Consider the following 23,213-nt stretch of genomic DNA (forward strand, 5'->3'; position numbering starts at 1 on the left):
ACAATTTTATCCTTAACTTAATGACATTGTTTTCAAAAAAACCCCGTCCCCAATTTTACTTCTACCTGTCCCTTTTTAAATTGTGTCAAAATTCCAACCGCTATTTTCCGGGCTTTCCTAAAATTCCAACCTGTCCCTTTTTGAATTGTGTATAATCTGGCTCCAAATTGTTTTTTCGCCATGGCTTCTGACCCCATCGCGTCTGCGGATTGCATAAAAGGTCGACTCCCATTTTGTCTCGGAAAGTGGAAGAACGTCTACATTCCGGTTTTTGAAGATATCCAGATATGGCAAGACAGAGATGCCAAATCCGTGTTCAATCATATTTAAAATCACTTCTATTTCTTCTGCTTCGCAGGCAGGGGCTGCAGAAATTTGATAATCTTTGTAGATTTGTTCCTGAAGCTTTCGCATTGGGCTTGTCCGTGTGAAGAAAATCTGTGGGTATGTAGTAATATCACGAAAGGTGAAAGCTTCTTTTGACATTAATTCATGTCCTTTTGGAACGACGATTCCAACATAGGATTTTTGAACGGGACAGTATTCAAATAGTTCTGATGAGGGCTGTCCGGAGCAAAAGCCAAGATCATAAGTCATGTTTTCCAGACCGTGAAGAATATCCGGGGTCATTCCGTTGTAAATTGCGAATGGAAATTTTACAGAACAGGATTGGATCAGTTCCGGAATGAAGCTTCCGGCCAGGGGATAGACGCTGGCAATCCGGATGATTTTATCTTCTCGGTGGAAGTCAGAGATGGTCTGTTCTAATTCGTCCAAGTTGTTTAAAATGACATCTATATATTTTTTTATTTCTAGTCCATAAGGGCTGAGTCGTACATTTCTGCCAGTCTTTTCAAAAAGTGGAAGTCCATAGTCTTTTTCCAAGGAATGAATCGCATGGCTGAGTCCCGGCTGGGAAATGTTTAATTCTTTTGCAGCATTTCCATAATGTTGGAGTTCTGCAAGAGTGGAAAAGTAGCGAAGGTAATCGGTGTTCATAAATAATCCTTTCAGTTATATGTGTCAAGAGGTCCTATGATGCCTGCGGATTGTTTCGTGCTGCGCACTCTCACAATCCTACCCAATATTATACTATATTCATTCTAAAATAGAATAGATATATTCAAAAAATACATTAGTATTTATGGATTCTTGGGTCTATACTAAAATACGGTCAACAAAATCTGACTGAAATTATACAGAAAAATTAATATTCAAGAATGCCTCGGCATTCTTGCTGCGAGGTGCGCGTCATGCAATTGCATGACATACTTCTACTGCGCACCTCTGCAAGTCTACACTCCGTTTCGGTCGGCGCAAAACCATTGTCCACCGGACAATGTGCGCCCTGCCGGAGGCTATATCAGATGTATGCAGTAAAAGTATATGAGGCGTATATCACAACAAGATTAAAAGAAAAGAGGATTATCATGAATAAAAAATATCTCCCTGGAGAACTGGCTCTTTGCATCGTACTGATCATCAACAGTCTTGGAGTGTGCCTGATGGCAAAGAGTGGCTTTGGAATTTCAACGATTTCATCTGTGCCATTTGTATTCAATAAAGTATTTCCGGCACTGTCGTTTGGAACATGGAATTACATTTTCCAGACAATGCTCGTATTAACACTTATGATTTTAAAGAAAGCTTTTTGTTTCGAATATATCTTTTCCTTTGTTGTAGGAATCGGTTTTGGAAAAATGATTGATGTCCACGATGCGTGGCTGGCACTTCTGCCAAATACAATGGCGTTAAATGTACTGTATTTTGCATTGGGATTTTTGATTATCGGCTTTGGAATCGCACTGGCGAATCGCTGCATGCTTCCGATTATTCCAACGGATACATTTCCAAGGGATATGTCGGAGATTCTGAACAAACCATATAAATATGTGAAGACCACATTTGACTTGTGCTGTCTCACTACAACACTGGTACTTTCCATTGGAATCCTTCACGGACTTCACGGCGTCGGAGTCGGAACAGTGCTTTGCGCATTTATCACGGGAAAGACCGTATCCATGTTCCAGAAAGTGTTAGATGACCATGTCGTATTCTATCGCGCGGTAATTCGTCCGACGAAGCCGGAGATATCCGGACATACAGTGTAAGATAAATTTTCTAAAAAGAAATAAGAACTCAAAACGCCTGTCATCAAAATAAATGGCAGGCACTAGAATGTGCCAAGGTACATTCTTTATTCACTAACACAGCAAAAACCCGTTAGTCTTTCGACCAACGGGTTTTTGTTGTTGTTATAGTTATCTAAAGGAATGAGAGTAAGTGCTTTCGCACTTTATGAGGGGGAGATAGTTGATTTATGTCTCTCTCAACTATCTGACTTTATTATAGCCAAGAATTATGTCTAAAATATGTTAAAACAATAAAACAAATCTGAAATTTCTTATGAAAACCTTAAGAAAACAGGAAAGTAGGTTAAGAAACATATAACAGACTGGATAAATACGTATTCAATGCGTAAGGACTTTTGCAGCTGGTAAAGGTTCTTGCACCTGGTAAGATTTCTTGAAACTATAGATAAATAAAATACATACACGTATATATTATAAATACCAATTTGTCCGATATTAATAAAGAGACTACAATAAAAATTATATTGAGATACGATATAATTTTCCGTGCATAATTATATGTTGAGGAAAATGAAAACTTAAGGAGGAAGTAATATGGAGTTAGTAAAAGAATTGCCTGAGATTTTCGAAGAATTTGCAGAGCAGAGGCAGAAATCATTTTTGGTCATGAAAGAGGTAAAAGATAAGGGGATTCCAGTAATTGGCGCGTATTGTACATATTTTCCACAGGAAATTGCCATGGCTATGGGAGCTGTAACAGTCGGACTTTGTTCCACATCTGATGAGACAATCCCGGTTGCAGAAAAAGATCTTCCAAAGAACCTTTGCCCGATGGTAAAAGCAAGTTATGGTTTTGCTGTAACTGACAAATGTCCATTTTTCTATTTTTCAGATGTGGTTGTCGGGGAAACAACTTGCGATGGAAAGAAAAAAATGTACGAGTTAATGAAAGAGTTTAAAAATGTGTACATTATGGAACTTCCAAATACGCAGAACGAATCAGCATTAGAACTTTGGAAAAAAGAGATTATACGATTTAAAGAATATCTTGAAGAGACATTTAACACAACTATTACAGAAGAACAGGTTCGTCATGCGGTTCATGTATCCAATCAGGGACGGCTGGCACTTCGCAGGTTTTATGAGACAATGAAAAATGATCCGGCTCCAATGGAAGGTTCCAAGCTTTTTAATGTTCTTTATGGAAGCCAGTTCAAATTTGATAAAGAAGCAATGCCGGCAGAAATTGATGCACTGACAGATAAAATTATGAAAGAATACGAAGAAGGAGAAAAGCCAGAGAGACGAAAGAGAATTCTCCTGACAGGCTGCCCAAGCAGCGGTGCTCCGATGAAGGTTGTAAAAGCAATTGAAGAAAATGGTGGAAATGTCGTTGTATATGAGAACTGTGGCGGTGCGAAGTCAGTGGATCGCCTGATCGATGAAGATGCAGAAGACATTTATCAGGCAATAGCAGAACGTTATCTGGCAATTGGCTGTTCTGTCATGACTCCAGACACGAATCGTTATGAATTGTTGGAAAGATTGCTTGACGAGTATCAGGTAGAAGGAGTTGTTGAGATGACCCTTCAGGCCTGCCATACATATAATGTTGAGGCAAAGAGCATCGAGAAGCGTGTAAAAGAAAAAGGACTTCCTTATATTCATATCGAAACAGACTACTCACAGGCAGATGTAGGACAGCTTGATACACGAATCGCAGCATTCCTTGAGATGATTTAAGGATACTACGAACATAAAAGAGTAGCATTTGCAGACTAAAAAAGGTCCACCGGACCTTTTTGTCGTATGCTTGGCAACAAAAAGCAGGTAACTTAGTGTTATCTGCTTTTGTCATGTCGGAAAGTGTGTTATTATATCAGATATGAGATGGCTCTCGCCTTTGCAGATGGCGAGCAAAAAATCCGAGGCATTTTTGAACAAAAGTTGTTCTATTGTCAGACCGATAGAAGGAGAGATTAGCATGCGAAAAAAAGAACTGGCTCTGGAAGTAATCCGTCGCCTGAAAGAAGAATATCCGGATGCGGATTGTACATTAGATTATGATGAAGCCTGGAAGCTTCTTGTCAGTGTACGTCTGGCAGCCCAGTGTACAGATGCGAGGGTCAATGTAGTCGTAGAAGATCTCTATGCAAAATTCCCAGATGTAAATGCACTTGCAGATGCGCCGGTGGAGGAGATAGAAGAGATCGTAAGACCGTGTGGACTTGGAAAAAGTAAAGCAAGAGACATCAGTGCATGCATGAAGATACTTCGGGATGAATATAATGGAAAAGTCCCAGATGATTTTGACAAATTATTAAAGCTCCCGGGAGTGGGAAGAAAGAGCGCGAATCTGATCATGGGGGATGTGTTCGGCAAGCCGGCAATTGTTACAGATACGCATTGCATCAGATTATGTAATCGAATCGGACTTGTAGACAAGATGAAAGATCCGAAAAAAGTAGAGATGGCATTGTGGAAGATTATACCACCAGAAGAAGGAAACAGCTTCTGCCACAGACTGGTTAACCATGGAAGAGAAGTATGTACAGCCAGAACAAAACCTTATTGCGATAAATGCTGCCTTCAGGACATTTGTAAGAAAGTGGATGTGAAATAATATGGCAAATGTAATAGATGTGTTAGATGAATTACAGAACCGGGCGTTAAAAGAACCAGAATTTAAGGAACGGCTTAAGAACACAAAGAAGGAAAAAGAACCGCTTAGTGCATTTTGCAGAGTCTGTCAGGAGCTGGGATATGAAATTTATGAAATGGATATTATTTGCGCAGGAGAGGAATTTCATGCTGCTATGAAAAGAAGTACGAATGGTGGGGGAGAAAATTCACCAATGCTTGCCGGAGAAGATGATTTTTACGAATTATTTATGGCAAATTTGAAATAAGAAATGGAGAATTGTAGATGATAGGAACTGGAAGGATACATGTATATTACGGAGACGGAAAAGGAAAAACGACAGCAGCTATGGGATTAGCGCTGCGTGCGGCAGGAAGTGGTCTGGATGTTCTGATGTTCCAGTTTTTAAAAGACAACTCTTCCAGTGAACGTGTTATTTTGGAGCAGATCCCGAATGTGACCTGTCTGCCGGGAAAAGATCGTGTGAAGTTCGTTAGCAAGATGAATGCAGACGAAAAAGCAAGACTAAAGCATTATAACAATAAAGCACTGGATGAGATTATAAAATTTTGCGGTCCATTTGATGTACTGGTACTGGACGAAATATTATGTGCAGTGCAGCTGGGCGTATTAAGTGAAGAAAAGCTGGTAGAGTTTCTGGAGCACAAACCACGTGGTCTGGAAATTGTGCTGACCGGTCATGTTGTCTCAGATAAAGTGCTGGAGCTTGCTGATTATGTAACCGAAATTCGAAAAGTCAAACATCCATATGATCAGGGAATTACAGCAAGAGAAGGAATTGAATATTAAGAAAAACCAGTGGATATCATAGAGGGGAGTCTTCAGCCCCGAATATCATTTATTAAGTTTTCGTGAACAGACCCACAAGTGAAGTGGAGTGTGTTATAATAAACAAGTACGAATTTTTCTCTTCAATATGGAGAGGAGAAGTGAAATATGGATCGTGTAATAAAGAATTATGAAGATGTCGATAGTTGGAAAACGGTTATGTTCTTATACCAGTCGGCATTAAAAGAAGTCGGAACAAAACTGGAGATATTGAATGATGAATTTCAACATGTTCATCAGTATAATCCGATTGAACATATTAAGACAAGAGTAAAGACAGCAGAGAGTATCGTAAAGAAACTGAAACGTTACGGATATGAGACTTCCATAGAGAATATGGTAAAGTATATCAACGATATTGCAGGTGTGCGGCTCATTTGTTCCTTTACATCAGACATTTATCGTCTTGCAGAGATGATTGGTAATCAGAGCGACTTGAAGGTTCTGTCCATCAAAGATTATATCAAGAACCCGAAAGAAAGTGGATATAAGAGTTATCATATGCTGGTGTCTGTGCCGATTTTCTTGTCTGACAGTGTTGTTGATACAAAAGTTGAGATACAGATTCGGACCATTGCCATGGATTTCTGGGCAAGTCTGGAACATAAGATATATTATAAATTTGAGGGAAATGCACCGGATTACATCAGCCGGGAGTTGCGGGAATGTGCGGAGATGGTATCTTCGTTAGATGACAAGATGTTGTCACTCAACGAGGCAATCCAGACGTGTGTCATGGAGCAGGAAGAGAAAGAAAATCGTACGAATGAAGAAAGTCTGAGTTAATATACTCAGGCTTTCTTTTGGGAAAGTGCTACTTCCAGGAAATATTTGGGAAAGGGAAATATATGAAATATCAGAATATCCGAGTAGGACATTTTATCAGCCGTCCGAACCGATTTATTGCAAAAATAGAGATTGAAGGCGCAGAAGAGACAGTTCATGTAAAGAATACCGGACGATGTGCGGAACTGCTGGTACCAGGGGCAGAAGTCTATGTCCAGGACAGCCAGCAGGAAGCCGAAGGCTGGTTGTCAGATAATGAACTTTTACAAGGTGAAATGCAGAAGGCGGTTAGTTCAAAATCTACGAATATTGGGAAAAAACGTAAGACGCGCTGGGACTTGATTGCTGTAAGAAAAGGGGATAGGCTGATTAATATGGACTCCCAGATTCCCAATAAAATCGTAAAAGAATGGCTGGAACAGGAAAAATGGAATCACAATCTGCACAACCAGAGTGATCGAATTCATGGTATCACAAAAATTCAGCCGGAGTACACATATGGAAAATCAAGGATCGATCTCTATGTAGAAGCCCAGAATCGAAAAATTTTGATTGAAGTCAAAGGTGTAACATTAGAAGAAAATGGTGTTGTGCGATTTCCGGATGCCCCAAGCGAGCGCGCGGTAAAGCATGTCCATGAACTAAAAGAAGCATTAAAAGAAGGTTACGAATGCTATGTGTTTTTTGTAATACAAATGTCTGGCGTGCGTTATTTTACGCCGAACATGGACACACATCCGGAATTTAAAGAAGCACTTAAAGAGGCAGCAGAAGCCGGAGTACATGTAGTTGCTTACGATTGTTCGGTCAGAGAAGATGAAATCCGGATACAAGATCCAGTCCCGGTAATATTAGAAAACCCGGAATTGTATGAACTGAGCCAGGTGCTGGTACCATGGTATCAAAAAGCACGAAGAGATCTTCCATGGCGTCACACCACAGACCCATATCGAATCTGGGTTTCAGAAATAATGCTTCAGCAGACACGAGTAGAAGCAGTAAAGCGCTATTATGCAAGGTTCATGGAAGCACTTCCGAATGTAAATGCTCTGGCAAATGTTGAAGAAGACAAGCTCTTAAAATTATGGGAAGGCCTTGGATATTACAACCGTGTCCGGAATATGCAAAAAGCAGCCAGACAGATCATGGTAGATTACAATGGGACATTTCCAAAGACATATGAAGAAATTCAGTCACTCACCGGCATTGGCAATTACACTGCCGGAGCAATCAGTTCATTTTCCTTCGGACTTCCGTATCCAGCGGTAGACGGCAACGTTCTGCGCGTTATAACAAGAATCACTGCAGACGACAGCGACATCATGAAGCAAAGCACAAGAAAACAAATTGAAGAAAAACTTAAAAAAATTATTCCCAAAGATTGCGCAGGAGATTTTAACCAGGGACTCATTGAACTCGGCGCAATTGTGTGCGTTCCAAATGGAGAACCCAAATGCGAAGAATGTCCGGCAGCACCATTTTGCCAGGCAAGAATACAAGGAAAAATTCAGGAACTTCCAGTAAAAGAAAAAGCAAAAGCAAGACGAATCGAAAAAAAGACAGTACTCATCTTGCGAGATGAAGACAAGATCGCTATTTGCAAACGACCAGCAAAAGGACTTCTGGCAGGACTTTACGAACTCCCGAACATAGAAGAACACTTGAACAAAAAAGAGATAACACAGTATTGCAAAGAGATTGGACTCATGCCGATTCACATAAAAAAATTGCCCGCAGCAAAACACATTTTCAGCCACATCGAATGGCAGATGATCGGATATGATATACGCGTAGACGAATTGGAAAAAACAAACAACAAGAAATATCTTTTCATTCACCCAGAAGAAATTCAAAAAGAGTATCCCATCCCGTCAGCGTTCGAAAAGTATATGAAATTGATATAATTTTAATTGGGGACGGGGTTTTTTCAAAAAAACCCCGTCCCCAATTAAAATTTAACCTGTCCCAATTAAAATTGTCTTAATTGTACAAAAAAATCGTATTCCTTTTTCAAGGAATACGATTTGAGGTTACATATGTTTAAGATCCATGTATGAATCCTGATTATAATCTTCCGCCGTTTTCGCGCATATTAATATATTCTGCAACGGAACGGTCAAAACTGCTGATGTGGCGATAGAACCACTTTACTACATGTTCTTCTACCTTCTGAACGAATGCATCGGAAGGACCTTCTTCTTCCTGGAGCATCTCATTCAACTCTTGAATCGTCTGTTTGAATTCTTCGTGTTTTGCATGGTGTTTGTCGTAATCCGGATAACAGACTTCTTTCTGAAGTGCTTCTTCATCGCCAAAGTGTGTGTCTGTGTACTTGGCAAGGTAGTCTAACATCTTTATTGCACTTATTTTTCCTTCGCCTGCTTCACAACTGTCGAGGAGTTTGTTGATTCGACCGATTAATTCTTCGTGCTGTGAATCGATTAATTCGTTTCCGGTAATCAGATCATCTGTAAATTCTGCTCTCATATTTATTCTACCCCTTCTTTCGTGTGTATATCAAACAGGAGACATCTCCTGTTTTAACCAAATATTAAATCAATTGCTGTGAAAGTTTTGTCTCTTTCTTTTCCTGCGTTGCATATACAAATGGATAAATCATACATGCCATTGCAAGGGCAGCGATCACATCTGTGATGGAATGCTGTTTCAAAAATACTGTAGAGAAAATAATCAAAATTCCAAGTACATAGGAACTAATTTGAACTCCGCGGTGCTTTTTCAGGGATGTGCTGTGGGCAATTGCTGCCATAGCTCCGATAGAGTTATAAACGTGAATACTCGGCAGCACATTGGTCGGGGTATCCACCGAATATATCATCCTCACTAAATCTGTGAAGATATTTTCCCGTGGAAATGTGACCGGACGCAGGTTCAGTCCATTCGGGAAAATGGTACAGACAATGAGGAAAATGGTCATACCGCTGCACAGAAATGCTGCCAGCCGGTAAAAGTCTCTGCGGTTCGTAAAGAAAAAGTATGCACCGGTTACGGCGAGAAATACGAACCATAATAAGTATGGAATAATAAAGTACTCGACAAATGGGATATAATCATCCAGTGGTGAGTGGATGAGATAGTGGATTGTCTGACGCTTTTCCAGGTAGCAGAACCATGGCATATAAATCAGACCATATAACAGAACCCATGCATGCCGGTACTTCAGAATCAACGATTTCATTTTGGATATCGCTTTCATATGAATCCCCTTTTCAAACGAATAAATCTTAATCAGGTTACGTTCTTTTGTTTCAAACGGATAAATTTTAATCAGGTTACGTTCTTTTGTTTCAAACGGATTATAACATGAAATCATCTGTGCAACAAGGAAGTTCACTATTTGTTAATAATTTTTACCAGATTTTCAAAAATCTGAATATCGTATTCCTGTTTTCCCTCGTGGATAGCGTCTTTTGTGCGAAGTGTCCACACTGCGATGGTTGTTCCGGAGAAAATGCGCAGCAATGTCACCGTGAGTTTGGGCAGGTCAGTTAATTTATAAGCAATAAAGTCCGGGCGCCCAAGAAAATTACACCACAGATTTTCCACAAAGAACCGTAAAAACCAGGATACATCGGATTTCTCCTTTGTCAGTCTGGAAGATAATTGTCCTCTTAGAACTTCCGGAGCATTTTTCCGGAACCAGTACAGACCTTCTGAGTTAAAGGATTCAAGAAGAAATGCACCGTGGTAAGAGCGTAGCATTTCGTATGCTTTTTGGCAAATCTGCATGTTTCGTTCCGGAATTTTTAACTCTACAAGGAGTGGAACCTGGTCATTTACGAGTGCAAGCACATCGCGAAACAGCGGGATATGTTCTTTCGTATCAAGAAGCGTACATTTTGTCAGCTCCGCAGCAGTCAGATCCTCCGGACGTTCCGGTCGTCCGCAGACACGTTTCAGGTCATCGTCGTGGAAGACGACCAGCTCACCGTCGCGTGTCAGATGAAGATCCAGTTCAATTCCGTAATTTTTTTGAATTGCGGCGCGAAAAGCTGACATGGAATTTTCCGGAATTCCGTGAGTCTTACTGTGAAGCCCTCTGTGGGCGAACATAATTCCATGAAATGCTTTCATGCGCTTTTGTCTGGACATTTCCGGGAAAATCGCAAAACAATATAATAATATGAAAAGAATCAACAGTATGATGACAACATGCATGAAAAAATGCCTCCTTTATTGTTTCATATCATTAAGAGCGGATGAATCGGATCCGGTCCGGCTCCAATGCAAATGTAGCGGTGTCGGAGCGAAGATCAGCCTCACCATCCGTGTGTACAGGCAGAACCTGCACGCTTTCAATTTTAGCACTTTTGCACTGGTAGGTATAGATTCCTTTAAATTTCGTGTGCTTTCCCTTATATGCGGTCGGCAGCAGGCAGAGAATCTTGAATTTGCTTAAGCCAGACACGACAATAATATCCAGCAGATTGTCTTTGGGATCCGCTTTCGGACAGAATTCAAAGCCGCCGCCCTCGTATCTCTGGTTCATAGCTGCAATAAAATACACTTTTGGAAATGTAATCGGCTTTTGATCATCTAGTGTAATCCGCATGGATTTTGGATTGGAAGTCAAAAGCAAATGGAGCGCAATGGCAGTATAGGAAAGCTTCCCAAGTTTACATTTATTCAGGAAATGCTTCAGTTTCGAAGACAGATTATTGTGGTAGCACACATCTGCATCAAAACCGATTCCGGAACTGACGGCGTAGCGTCTCTCTATTTGTGGTGTTTTCAAAAGCCCCACATTAATGTACGCGTAGTCTGTGGGATTTAAGATATGTAAGAGGGCTTTCGTCGGATCTTTTGTCAGCTTCATAGATCTGGCAAAATCATTTCCAGAGCCAATCGGGATATAAGCCAGGGTCAGTTTTGTGAGATCACGAATTCCGTCAACAACTTCGCCGATAGTGCCATCTCCGCCAAGAACGACCAGCGTGTCAGCATCGGTGTCACAGATTTGCGCAGCAAGCTTGGTACCGTGTCCCGGACGTCTGGTGAAATAAATCTGATAATCGATATGTCTTTCTTTTAATATAAGTTCTAATTGTTCCCAAATCTTAAGGCCGAGGCCGGATCTGGAATTCGGATTTACGATAAATGCATACATAGTCGTTCCTCCATCTAATCTTTTGTGCTTGAATTCAAGAATGCCTCGGCATTCTTGCTGCGAGGTGCGCGTCATGCAATTGCATGATATAATTCTAGTGTATCATTATATTGCCGGAATGTCCTGCTTAATATTTGAAAATCCTTGAATTCAATCATTGTTTCGTAGTGGGATCTCGATGATAGTTGTAGTTCATTTAGACCAGAAAAACAAGAGTATTTTAAAAATATAGATAAAATCTATAAGTTACCTGCTATATAATAATAAGCAATTGGATTTTTTTTGCAACCTGGACTATAATACAAACATAAAGATATTATTGTTGGCATTAAGAAATGCCATTTCCCTTCTAAAATAGAAAGAACCTTTAAGAACGCTCACTTAAAGGTTCTTTTTATGTCTGCAAATAAAGTTCACTGCAACAAAATGCTTATTTCCAATAAAATGTTTGTTCTCAATAAAATATTTGTTCTCAATAAAATATTTGTATTTAATAAATTCATTGCTGACTGTTGATTCCATAATGATAAAAAATGATGCTGCACGAAAAAAATGCTTTTGAAACATTTGTATTTTTCGTACAACATCAGTTGTTAGAAGACTCCATTCATATAAGATTCCAGGGAACGTTTCATATTTCCCTCAAAATCTGCGTTCCCCTCTTTCAGGCACCATTCGAAAACATTTCCAATAACGATCATACGAATATCTGTCGTGATATCCTCAATATCCTGATTCGGGGAAATGATTCCGGCACCGATACATTTCTGCAGATAATTGTGTACAGTCACGATCGGGTACGGACGTTCGGTACGGATCAATGGGTTCAGAGACTGGTTTTTCGGAGTATAATAATTCGCCATAAATTCAACGCCGAGTTCCTGGCAATAATGCACATAATTCAGGTAGACATATACAATGGCAGATTTAACTTCATCAGCACTCTTTGGTATATCAAGAAGATCTGGGTTAATATTCGGCTGCTCTTCAATATAGTAGGAAAGCAGATCATCTTTAGTCTTAAAATGATGATAAAAACTTCCATTAGAAACGCCGGCTTCTTCACAGATATTTTTGATAGAGAGCGCTTCATATCCGTGCTTCTGCAAAATGTGTTTTGCAGCCCGGAAGATCTTAGCTTTCGTCTCTTTTGACTTCAGTTGCTGCTTCGATAATATTTCACTCATTTTCTTAAAAATCCCTTCAGTTTAATTCTATGCGTAGTATAACATAGAAGGAGAAAATTATCAAGAAAACAGAGCAGACTCTGTTTGCACATAGGAAGATGCGTTAAGGATTGCGCCAAGGATTTTTGATTTTTGAAAATGTTGTAAATAAAAAGTAGTTCGAGTATAATAATGCAATATGATGCTGCTTTTTGATACAGGCATCACGATAATGGAGAAAGGATACTATATATGGATATTAATCAGAAGATAACAGAAGAACTCGGTGTGAAACTCTGGCAGGTCGAGGCAGCGGTGAAGCTGATCGACGAGGGAAACACAATTCCATTTATTGCCAGATATCGAAAAGAAGCAACCGGAACGCTGGATGATGAACAGCTCCGTAAATTATATGAAAGACTCGTTTACCTGCGCAATCTGGAAGAAAAGAAAGAACAGGTATTAGCGTCCATCGAAGAGCAGGGAAAACTTACTGAAGAACTGAAAAAGCAGATTCTGGAAGCACAGACTCAGGTTGTTGTAGAAGACCTGTATCGTCCGTATCGGCCAAAGAGACGGACTCGCGCGACCATCGCAAAAGAAAAAGGACTGGAGCCTTTGTCCACACTGATCATGCTGCAGAAGACAAAAGAGTCTTTAGAGGAAGTTGCAAAGCAATATATAAATGAAGAAAAAGGCGTGGCAAATGTACAGGAAGCGTTGGAAGGTGCCAGAGATATTATCGCTGAGAATATTTCCGATGAGGCGGATTATAGAAGCTGGATCCGGAAGCAGACGATGCAGAAAGGACATATCATTTCCAGTGCAAAAGACGAGAAGGCAGAGTCTGTTTATGAGAATTATTATGAATTCGATGAGCCGGTGAACCGTCTGGCTGGATATCGCACGCTGGCACTAAACCGTGGCGAGAAAGAAAAATTCCTGACCGTGAAAATCGAGGCACCGCAGGAGGACATTCTCCGGTATCTGGAAAAGAAAATTATCCATGGTGAAAACCTGAGTACAACACAGATTCTCAAAGAAGCAATCGAAGACAGCTACAAGCGACTCATTGCTCCGGCGATCGAGCGCGAAATCCGAGGTGAATTGACCGAAAAAGCAGAAGATGGAGCCATCGAAGTATTTGGCAAGAATTTAGAACAGCTTCTGATGCAGCCTCCAATCGTGGGGCACACAGTTCTTGGCTGGGATCCGGCATTCCGTACCGGCTGCAAACTGGCTGTCGTAGACCCAACCGGAAAAGTTGTAGACACTACCGTCATTTACCCTACAGCACCGACGACACCACAGAAAATCCAGGCTGCAAAAGACACGTTAAAAAAACTCATTGCAAAATATAATATCAGCCTCATTTCCGTTGGAAACGGAACAGCTTCACGCGAGTCCGAGATGATCATTGTAGACCTTCTGAAAGAAATTCCACAGAAAGTACAGTACATCATCGTAAATGAGGCGGGAGCTTCCGTATATTCTGCAAGTAAACTTGCAACCGAAGAATTCCCGAACTTTGATGTTGGACAGAGAAGCGCAGCGTCCATCGCAAGAAGACTGCAGGACCCACTGGCAGAACTAGTAAAAATCGATCCGAAATCCATCGGAGTCGGTCAGTACCAGCACGACATGAACCAGAAAAAGTTAAATGATACATTGTCCGGAGTCGTAGAGTCTTGTGTAAACCGCGTAGGCGTAGACCTGAACACAGCTTCCGCACCACTGCTTTCCTACATATCCGGCATTACCTCAGCCATAGCGAAAAATATTGTGGCATACCGGGAAGAACAAGGAAGATTCGAGACAAGAAAGCAACTCCTAAAAGTAGCAAAATTAGGACCAAAAGCATTTGAACAATGCGCCGGATTCTTACGCATTCAAAATGGAAAAAATCCACTGGACACAACAAGCGTACATCCAGAAAGCTACGAGGCAGCAGAAAAACTCCTGAAAAAACAAGGATTTACCACCGAAGATATCTGCGCCGGTAAACTGGCAGGCTTATCACTCACCATCAAAGACTACAAAAAACTTGCAGAAGAACTGGAAATCGGAGAAATCACACTGCGCGACATCGTAAAAGAACTGGAAAAACCAGGACGCGACCCACGAGACGAGATGCCAAAACCAATCCTCCGCACAGACGTCCTGGAAATGAAAGATTTAAAAGAAGGCATGATCTTAAAAGGAACCGTCCGAAACGTAATCGACTTTGGAGCATTTGTAGACATCGGAGTCCACCAGGATGGACTTGTACACATATCCCAGATGACAAACAAAAAATTCATCAAACATCCACTAGAAGTCGTCAGCGTAGGAGACATCGTAGACGTCAAAGTCATGAGCGTAGACTTAAAGAAAAAAAGAATACAACTCACCATGAAAGATGTGTAAGTATTTAAAACAATTTTAATTGGGGACGGGGTTTTTTCAAAAAAACCCCGTCCCCAATTAAACTTCAACCTGTCCCTTTTTCATTTCTCTTAAATTGCATCATTTTCATCTACAATTTCCCAGCTGATATAGCCTCCGGCAGGGCGCACATTGTCCGGTGGACAATGGTTTTGCGCCGACCGAAACGGAGTGTAGACTTGCAGAGGTGCGCAGTAGAAGTATGTCATGCAATTGCATGACGCGCACCTCGCAGCAAGAATGCCGAGGCATTTTTGAATTATTGATAAAAGTTCTCAATAGGTGCACCGTTTTTTCAGGCCTTTCTATTTCTGCATTTTGATTCTGTGGTAAAATGTAGTTGCATTAAACTAACTACAGGGAGTGAGGAAACAATATATGTTTATTGAGATCAATAATCTGAAAAAGAGTTTTGGCAGTGATTCGAACCGTGTGGAGGTGCTGCGGGGTGTGGATTTTTCTATAGAGAAGGGTGACATTTGTGTATTACTTGGACCGTCTGGTTCGGGAAAGTCTACACTGTTAAATATTATCGGTGGAATTGATGATGCGGATGCGGGATACATTTCCATCGGAGGTGAGCGCATGGCCGATATGAATGAGAAAAAACTGACGGCATATCGGAGAAAGCATCTGGGTTATGTGTTTCAGATGTACAATCTGATTCCGAATCTGACTGTCCGGGAAAATATTGAGGTTGGGGCTTATCTAAGTGACAGACCGCTGGATGTTGATGAATTGTTACAGACGCTGGGACTTTATGAACACAGGAAAAAATTACCGAACCAGTTGTCGGGCGGGCAGCAGCAGAGAACGGCAATCGGAAGGGCAATTGTCAAAAATCCGGATATTTTGCTCTGCGATGAGCCGACGGGAGCTTTGGATTATAACACGTCCAAGGATATTCTGGAGCTGATCGAGCATGTCAACCAGAAGTACGGTAACACGGTCATTATGGTCACACACAATGACGCAATCAAAGACATGGCAGACATCGTGATTCGTCTCCGTGACGGTGCGGTGAGAAAAAGTTACCGCAATGAGAAGAAGATTCCGGCGAGAGAGCTGGATTGGTAAGGAGGACGCGTGATGAGAAGCCCGTTAAATAAACGTCTGTTCCGGGAGCTTCGTGGAGAATTTGGAAAATATCTGGTCATTTTTATCTTGATGACGCTGACGATCGGAATGGTATCAGGATTTCTGGTGGCCGATGGAAGTATGATCCAGGCGTACGAGGAAAGCTTTGAGAAATATAACATTGAAAATGGACATTTCCGGACAGAAAAGAAAATGAACAATGCTCAGATTCAGGATATCGAAGATCTGGGCATCAAATTGTATGAGAATTATTATGTAGAGGAAGCTTTAACAAATGGAAGTACAATGCGCATTTTCAAGAATCGTGATGAGGTCAATAAGGTGTGCCTGATGAAGGGGAAAATGCCTGAAAAACCGGGAGAAATCGGTATTGACCGTATGTATGCAGACAATAATGATCTGAGCGTGGGTGATGAGATTGAAAGTGGCGGACATACATGGAAGATTACCGGTCTTGTGGCGCTTTCAGATTACAGCGCCTTGTTTTCCAATAATAATGATTCCATGTTTGACTCGGTAAAATTTGGCGTGTCGGTAGTGTGTCCAGAGGAGTTCGACAGCTACAAGGCCGATCAGTTGAATTACAGCTACGCATGGAAATACAATACTGAGCCCAAAAATGAAAAGGCAGAAAAAGACATTTCGGAAGATCTGATGGAAGATGTGGCAAAAGAAGTGACACTGGAAGAATTTGTCCCAAGATACACGAACCAGGCAATCATTTTCACTGGGGATGATATGGGCGGTGACCGTTCGATGATGATCGTGCTTCTTTATATCATCATTGTGATCATGGCATTTGTCTTTGCAATCACTACCAGCAACACGATCCGAAAAGAGGCAAATGTAATCGGCACCTTGCGGGCATCCGGCTATACAAGAGGTGAACTGATCCGGCATTACATGGCAGCCCCGGTATTTGTCACATTTATCGGAGCGATTATTGGAAATGTTATCGGCTATACGGTAGGAAAAGATTATTGCGCGGGACTTTACTATGGAAGCTACAGCCTGCCGACCTACGTGACCATCTGGAACGCGGAAGCATTTCTTCTGACAACGGTAGTGCCGATCCTCATTATGCTTGTGGTGAATTCTGTGCTGCTGTGGTACAAATTAAAACTATCACCACTGAAGTTCCTGAGAAGGGACTTAAGCAGACGTAACCAGAAACATGCATTGCCGTTGAGTGAGCATCTTGGCTTTTTCCACAGATTCCGGATACGTGTGATCCTTCAGAATATGAGTAACTATGCGGTATTGTTTGTGGGAATTATTTTTGCAAATATGTTGTTGATGTTCGGACTGATGCTTCCATCTGTGCTGGACCATTATCAAGTGGAAATGGAAAATGGCATGCTCAGCAAATATCAGTACATGTTGCAGATGCCGGCGAGCATGGCAGGTGGAGACAGTAAGCTTGAGCAGATGGTGTCCATGATGATGTTCAGTCAGGCAGTAGAGACAGAAAATCCGGATGCAGAAAAATTCAGCGCCTATTCACTGAACACCCTTCCTGGAAAATATAAGAGTGAGGAAATTATCCTCTACGGTGTGGAAAACAATAGCAAATATATCAACATTAAGTGGAAAACATCAGATTCCGCATCTGATACAGATGTGAAAAATGTGGAAAATATCCCTGAGATATATCTCTCCTCCGGCTATGCAGAAAAATTTAGTCTGAAAAAAGGTGACACAATTACTTTAAAGGAAAAGTATGAAAATAAAAAATACAAGTTTAAAGTTGCAGGTGTATATGATTACGTAGGTTCGCTCTCCATATTTATGCCAATACAGGAACTCAACAAAATATTTGATATGGACAAAGACAGCTTCAGCGGATATTTCTCTGATTCTGAAATTACGGATATTGATGAAAAATATATCGGTTCCACCATTGATGTTGAGGATCTGACCAAGATTTCCAGACAGCTCGACGTGTCCATGGGAAGTATGATGAATCTGATGGACGGATTTTCCGTGATCATTTTCCTCGTATTGATTTATCTCCTGTCCAAGATCATCATCGAGAAAAATGCGCAGTCTATTTCCATGGCAAAAATCCTGGGATATACAAACGGCGAAATCAGCCGGCTGTACATTATGTCCACGTCTATCGTGGTCGTGCTGTTCATCTTGATCAGCCTGCCATTGGAGCTGGAAATCATGCGGATTCTGTTCCGGGAAATGATGCTGACAAGCATTACCGGCTGGATCACATTTTACATAGATCCGAAGATTTTCGTGGAAATGTTCGTGAGCGGCGTGGCGGCATATGCCGTTGTGGCAGCAATTGAATATCGAAGGATCCGCAAAGTTCCAATGGATGAAGCGTTGAAAAATGTAGAATAGTGATCCAATGGATGAAGCATTGAAAAATGTAGAATAGTGATCCAATGGGTGAAGCATTGAGAAATGTAGAATAGAGATTCGTAGAAATCTTGAAACAGTATGCTGGAAAAGTGAATAAGGAATGTTAGAAAGATGAGAATCAGAAGGAGGAGAATATGAAACGACCAGTTGTAATGATATTATTAGCAGGTGCGCTGACTTTGTCTATGATAGCGCCGTCAGCACTTCCGGCAGTGGCAGGCAATGTAAGTGTCGCACACGTGGCAGTAAAGACATCCAATGACGCGGCAGTAAAGGCATCCAATGACGCGGCAGTAAAGGCATCCAATGACGCGGCAGCAGAGACATCCAATGACGCAGCAGTAAAGACATCCAATGACGTGACAGCAGAGACATCCAGTGACGAGGATGCAGGTGAATGGAAAGATAAGACAGAAACAGTTTATGTCGATGCAAATGCAGACGGTTCAGTTAAGAAGATTACGGTCAAAGACTGGCTGCGCCGGAATGGTGACGGTGAGATCATCGATTTTTCCAATTTGAAAGACATCAAAAACACGGAAGGAGACGAAGAATATACGCAAAATGCAGACGGAACTATCACATGGGAGAACAAGGGGGAAGACATTTCCTATGAAGGTACTTCCAATCAGCAGCTTCCGGTGACTACAAAAGTAACCTATTATCTGGATGGCAAGGAAATCAAGCCGGAAGATCTGGCAGGAAAAAGCGGCAAGGTGAAAATTCGGTTTGACTATACGAATAATGAGAGCCGGACGGTGAATATCGATGGTAAAGACGTAGGAGTAAAAGTTCCATTTCTTGCAGCGTCCGTGCTCATGCTTCCTGGGGATAAGTTTAAAAATGTGAAAGTTTCCGGTGGAAAAGTCATGGCAGACCAGGATCAGAGCATTGTGATCGGAACCGCATTTCCAGGACTTGCAGACAGTTTGGAGTTGAAAGATTACGAGGCAACAAAAGATATTGACCTGAAAGACTATGTGGAAATAACCGCGGATGTGGAAAACTTTGAACTGGATTTCACAGCGACTGCAATTTCCACATGTGGGCTTAGCGATATGAATGACGGTGACCTTGACGATGTCAATGACATGATTGATGGCGTAAAAGAAATGACCGATTCTTCCGATGAACTGGTGGACGCCATGGGACAATTGAGCACCGGAGCCGGAACACTGCAGGATTATTTAAGTCAGTATACAAGCGGCGTTTCACAGGTGGATGCGGGAGCACAGGCACTGGCGGAAGGTTTGAGTGAACTGGATGAACAAGTAACTACACTCATGGGCAGCTTAAGCGCAGCAGGCAGTGATGATACGATTGCGCAGGCAGTTACACAGATTCAGAAAGATCTTGGAATATTACAGCAGGAGCTTGGAAGCGTCACAACACTGGCGGAGTATGTAAATACAATCCGTGAGAATGTAACCACTGCCAAGAGCGAATTGGATAAAATCAACGTTACAGATTTGGAGACAGAAGCGTCGAATCAGGCGAAAGAAAAAGCAAAAAATGCAGTAAATACAGCAATTTCCGAAACGGAAGCATCTACAAAGAAGGATGTCATGGATCGTTTAAAAGAAACAGAAAGTTATAAATCGCTGACATCGGAACAACAAGAAGAATTGGAAAAGGCAGTAAATACAGCCAGTGGTACATCAAGTTCAGCTGAAAAAGAATGTGACAGCATGAATATTTCCCTTACGAATGCATCTGGCGCTAAGACAGCGATAGACCAGGCGGTAAATGCGCTGGCAGAAGTAAAGGCCATGCAGGTGGATACGACTACAGCCCAGAAGGCTCTTGCGGATTTAGTGACTCAGTTTACGGCTTTATCTGACAGCCTTTCTGACATGCCGGATATGGCCGAAATCGGCGGTAAACTCCAGTCAGCCATCAGCCAGCTTGCCCAGGGAGCGGCTGCACTTGGAACTGGAACAAGCCAGTTAAGCTCCGTTGGTACACAGCTTAACACGGGCGCAGGAACACTCGCCCAGGGCGCCAGCCTTCTGGAAGCCGGAATGAAGACATTCGACGAAGAAGGAATTGAAAAACTGGGAGACCTTGCAGGAGATGACCTTGCAAATGTTCTAGACCATTTCAAGGCAGTAAAAGAGGCAGAAAAGACATACACCAACTATGGCGGGATCAGAGAAGGCGCAAGCGGAAGCGTCAAGTTCATCGTAGAAACAGCAGAAATTAAATAACGGATGGGAGATGTTCTTCCAACATTGATTCAATTGAGGGGCGTGTGAAAAAACGAGAGTTTTTTCATGCGTCCTTTCTTTTTGGGGGGTCCATTCTTTTTTTACAGCTCCTCGATTTTTAGAAATGATTTTTAAAAATTGTGTCAGAAAAAACAATCATCGGGAAAATATACCATGATTTTTCCATGATTTCCAAGCGAGAAAAGTGGATATATTTTGCCGATAATGCTATGATAATTCAGTTACAATGATTAAAATTGGAGGATTGATTGTGAGTAAAGGAAGTGAATTTCTGCCGGAGGTACTTGGTCTGATAGAAAAACGTCTGGGAGAGATTGATGAAAATATACAGGCGGTACGCCAGGACATTAACAGTATGAATGAATATTACTGGGATAATTACACAGAAATGGACCAGTATGGATATGAGGATTACGACAACCAGCAGGCGCTGAAAATGCAGGTGAATGCCAATCAGGAGAATTGGAAAATGCGCCGGCGTCTGAAACGTATGCTGGATGCACCATTTTTCGGAAGTGTAGAATTCGTCTATGACGGAGAAGACGAGCCGGAAGATTTTTATATTGGAATCGGTAATTTCGCAAGAGAGCGTGGCGCATTGCCGCTCATTTACGACTGGAGAGCTCCGGTCAGCAGTCTGTTCTATGACTACGACAAAGGCGAGGCGTCCTACGAAGCGCCGGGCGGGCGCATGGACGGAGAAATTCTGTCCAAATGGCAGTACAAAATCCGTGGCGGCAAGATGATCTATGAATTTGAGAGTGATGTGAAGATTGACGATGACATTTTAAAGCAGGAACTTGGTGCCAACAGCGACACGAAACTGAAAAACATTGTGCGTACAATCCAGAAGGAACAAAATGCAATTATCCGCAACACGAAGGACAAGATTCTGGCTATTCAAGGAGTGGCAGGCAGTGGTAAGACGTCCGTTGCGCTACATCGGATCGCCTATCTTCTGTATCATGACAGAGAGCATCTGAATTCATCAAATATCCTGATCCTCTCGCCAGGCGGCGTGTTTGCCGACTACATTTCCCATATTCTTCCTGAACTTGGCGAGGAAAATATACAGGAAATGAGTTTTGATCTGTTTGCATATCATGAACTCAGGAGAAATACTGCAACGCAGGGAAATGTGATATATGGAAAGGAAAGTAGAGATCAAAGTGGAAATTCAAAAAGTATTTCAGGCGGTACTGACTGGAATATCAAAATGATAGCCGTTGACTGTGAAGACAAGTATCATCAAATCGAGCGTGAAATCGCAGGAGTGGACGATGCGGATCAAAAACGATACGAATGGAAGCAGTCCGTGGAATACGTTCAGGCAATCGAAGGCTTTCTGATCGAGCTGGAAGACCGGCTGGTAGATTTTGAAGATGTAGAATTCAAGGGCATTCGCAAAAGTGCCAGCGAAATCATGGAATTTTTTTATGAAAAATATACCGGTACACCACTTTTAGATAGAATGGGCGCGGTCATGGATTATTTTATCGACGAAGTCGAAACCTTACGCGGACGCAGCCTAAACGACGAAGAACAAGAAATCATTTGCAGAAAATTCATGAATATGTACGTAACCAGAGACATTTGTCAAATATACAACTGGTTCCTAGAAGACTACGGATTCCCGGCACTTCCGGACATGCCGTCAGAGCGCCGCGTACTGGAATACGAAGACGTTTACCCGATTCTCTATCTAAAATACAGCCTGACGGCAGCCGGCCAGCGCAAGAACATCCGCCATCTCGTCATTGATGAGATGCAGGATTACTCCTATTTACAGTACGTACTTCTCGCGAAAATGTTTTCATGCAACATGACAATACTGGGCGACAAGGCACAGACCATCGCCGGAAAACAACAAGACGTTCTCACATTTTTACCAAAAATATTTGGAAAAAAAGTCAAACGTATCGTCATGAACAAAAGCTACCGCAACACAAGCGAAATCGCAGAATACGCCAAATCCGTCGGCGGATCCAAAGACATCCAGTATGTAGCAAGACACGGAAAAGCAGTCGAAAGACATACCATAAAAACACTGGAAAAAACATGTAAAGAAATCAGCGGAAAATTGAAATTAAGAGAAGAAGAATACGAAACAGCAGCAATCCTCACCATGACAGAAAAAGAAGCAGAACATATTCAAGAAATCATGCACAAACTAGGCGCAGAAGCACATTACATCAACCGCGACAGCGCACAATTCAAAAAAGGCCTGACAGTAACCACCTACTATCTGGCAAAAGGCTTAGAATTCGACCAGGTATTTGTTGTAGGCGGCGACCGTAACAACAAAATGTACCAAGGATATCAATACATCTGCGCAACAAGAGCACTACACGAATTGTATGTGTATGATGCATAATTTTAATTGGGGACGGGGTTTTTTCAAAAAAACCCCGTCCCCAATTAAAA

General features: G+C 41.7%; 19 protein-coding genes. 12 read left to right on the top strand and 7 right to left on the bottom strand.

The window, feature by feature from the left end; genetic code table 11:
• Nucleotides 1-117: 117 nt before the first annotated feature.
• On the bottom strand, nucleotides 118-999 hold the full coding sequence (locus LI149_RS11740) for a LysR family transcriptional regulator (protein ID WP_227143385.1): 882 nt from the start codon (nucleotides 997-999) through the stop codon (nucleotides 118-120).
• A 368-nt stretch (nucleotides 1,000-1,367) separates the two neighbouring features.
• On the opposite strand from LI149_RS11740, the gene LI149_RS11745 reads away from it, so the two are divergent.
• The 7 genes from LI149_RS11745 to mutY all read left to right on the top strand — a co-directional run bounded on the left by LI149_RS11745 (nucleotide 1,368) and on the right by mutY (nucleotide 8,273).
• Nucleotides 1,368-2,111: a DUF6198 family protein gene (locus tag LI149_RS11745; RefSeq protein ID WP_227143386.1), complete on the top strand. Its 744-nt coding sequence runs from the start codon at nucleotides 1,368-1,370 to the stop codon at nucleotides 2,109-2,111.
• Between the two features lie 576 nt (nucleotides 2,112-2,687).
• Complete coding sequence (locus tag LI149_RS11750; protein WP_227143387.1) at nucleotides 2,688-3,836, top strand: double-cubane-cluster-containing anaerobic reductase; 1,149 nt, start codon at nucleotides 2,688-2,690, stop codon at nucleotides 3,834-3,836.
• Nucleotides 3,837-4,077: 241 nt separating this feature from the next.
• A complete protein-coding gene (gene nth, locus LI149_RS11755; protein ID WP_005338846.1) occupies nucleotides 4,078-4,716 on the top strand; it encodes an endonuclease III in 639 nt (212 codons plus the stop codon).
• Between the two features lies 1 nt (nucleotide 4,717).
• A complete protein-coding gene (locus tag LI149_RS11760) occupies nucleotides 4,718-5,002 on the top strand; it encodes a hypothetical protein (protein ID WP_227143388.1) in 285 nt (94 codons plus the stop codon).
• A 17-nt stretch (nucleotides 5,003-5,019) separates the two neighbouring features.
• Nucleotides 5,020-5,544: a cob(I)yrinic acid a,c-diamide adenosyltransferase gene (locus tag LI149_RS11765; protein ID WP_227143389.1), complete on the top strand. Its 525-nt coding sequence runs from the start codon at nucleotides 5,020-5,022 to the stop codon at nucleotides 5,542-5,544.
• Between the two features lie 147 nt (nucleotides 5,545-5,691).
• A complete protein-coding gene (locus tag LI149_RS11770; protein WP_227143390.1) occupies nucleotides 5,692-6,369 on the top strand; it encodes a GTP pyrophosphokinase family protein in 678 nt (225 codons plus the stop codon).
• A 62-nt stretch (nucleotides 6,370-6,431) separates the two neighbouring features.
• Complete coding sequence (mutY, locus tag LI149_RS11775) at nucleotides 6,432-8,273, top strand: A/G-specific adenine glycosylase (RefSeq protein WP_227143391.1); 1,842 nt, start codon at nucleotides 6,432-6,434, stop codon at nucleotides 8,271-8,273.
• 160 nt (nucleotides 8,274-8,433) lie between these two features.
• Here mutY and LI149_RS11780 read toward each other — a convergent pair whose 3' ends face one another.
• The 6 genes from LI149_RS11780 to LI149_RS11805 form a co-directional block, all read right to left on the bottom strand.
• Nucleotides 8,434-8,856 carry a bacteriohemerythrin gene (locus tag LI149_RS11780; RefSeq protein WP_117607060.1) on the bottom strand — a complete coding sequence of 141 codons (423 nt, stop codon included), beginning with the start codon at nucleotides 8,854-8,856 and terminating at the stop codon, nucleotides 8,434-8,436.
• 64 nt (nucleotides 8,857-8,920) lie between these two features.
• Nucleotides 8,921-9,724 carry a phosphatase PAP2 family protein gene (locus LI149_RS11785; protein ID WP_227143392.1) on the bottom strand — a complete coding sequence of 268 codons (804 nt, stop codon included), beginning with the start codon at nucleotides 9,722-9,724 and terminating at the stop codon, nucleotides 8,921-8,923.
• The gene (locus tag LI149_RS11790) at nucleotides 9,724-10,548 is read right to left on the bottom strand and encodes a glycerophosphodiester phosphodiesterase (RefSeq protein ID WP_227143393.1); all 825 of its coding nucleotides are present in this window, start codon (nucleotides 10,546-10,548) and stop codon (nucleotides 9,724-9,726) included. Before LI149_RS11790 ends, LI149_RS11785 begins: the two co-directional genes overlap by 1 nt.
• 31 nt (nucleotides 10,549-10,579) lie before the next feature.
• Nucleotides 10,580-11,497 (bottom strand): diacylglycerol kinase family protein, encoded by a 918-nt coding sequence (locus tag LI149_RS11795; protein ID WP_227143394.1) that lies wholly within the window; start codon nucleotides 11,495-11,497, stop codon nucleotides 10,580-10,582.
• A gap of 381 nt (nucleotides 11,498-11,878) precedes the next feature.
• Entirely contained in the window at nucleotides 11,879-12,019 is a 141-nt protein-coding gene (locus LI149_RS11800) for a hypothetical protein (protein WP_227143395.1), read from the bottom strand.
• Between the two features lie 71 nt (nucleotides 12,020-12,090).
• Nucleotides 12,091-12,684, bottom strand: coding sequence for a TetR/AcrR family transcriptional regulator (locus LI149_RS11805; protein ID WP_005332152.1), 594 nt, complete (start codon nucleotides 12,682-12,684; stop codon nucleotides 12,091-12,093).
• 231 nt (nucleotides 12,685-12,915) lie between these two features.
• On the opposite strand from LI149_RS11805, the gene LI149_RS11810 reads away from it, so the two are divergent.
• The 5 genes from LI149_RS11810 (at nucleotide 12,916) to LI149_RS11830 (ending at nucleotide 23,163) form a co-directional block, all read left to right on the top strand.
• Entirely contained in the window at nucleotides 12,916-15,069 is a 2,154-nt protein-coding gene (locus LI149_RS11810; protein ID WP_005332150.1) for a Tex family protein, read from the top strand.
• Between the two features lie 396 nt (nucleotides 15,070-15,465).
• Entirely contained in the window at nucleotides 15,466-16,164 is a 699-nt protein-coding gene (locus tag LI149_RS11815; protein ID WP_227143396.1) for an ABC transporter ATP-binding protein, read from the top strand.
• A 12-nt stretch (nucleotides 16,165-16,176) separates the two neighbouring features.
• Complete coding sequence (locus tag LI149_RS11820; protein WP_227143397.1) at nucleotides 16,177-18,540, top strand: FtsX-like permease family protein; 2,364 nt, start codon at nucleotides 16,177-16,179, stop codon at nucleotides 18,538-18,540.
• 155 nt (nucleotides 18,541-18,695) lie between these two features.
• Nucleotides 18,696-20,768, top strand: a complete 2,073-nt coding sequence (locus LI149_RS11825; protein ID WP_227143398.1) for a hypothetical protein — start codon at nucleotides 18,696-18,698, stop codon at nucleotides 20,766-20,768.
• Between the two features lie 247 nt (nucleotides 20,769-21,015).
• The gene (locus tag LI149_RS11830) at nucleotides 21,016-23,163 is read left to right on the top strand and encodes a UvrD-helicase domain-containing protein (RefSeq protein WP_227143399.1); all 2,148 of its coding nucleotides are present in this window, start codon (nucleotides 21,016-21,018) and stop codon (nucleotides 23,161-23,163) included.
• The last annotated feature ends 50 nt before the right edge of the window (nucleotides 23,164-23,213 follow it).

The sequence above is a fragment of the Dorea sp. 210702-DFI.3.17 genome (assembly GCF_020560825.1).
GTDB classification, from domain to species: Bacteria; Bacillota; Clostridia; order Lachnospirales; family Lachnospiraceae; genus Dorea; species Dorea formicigenerans.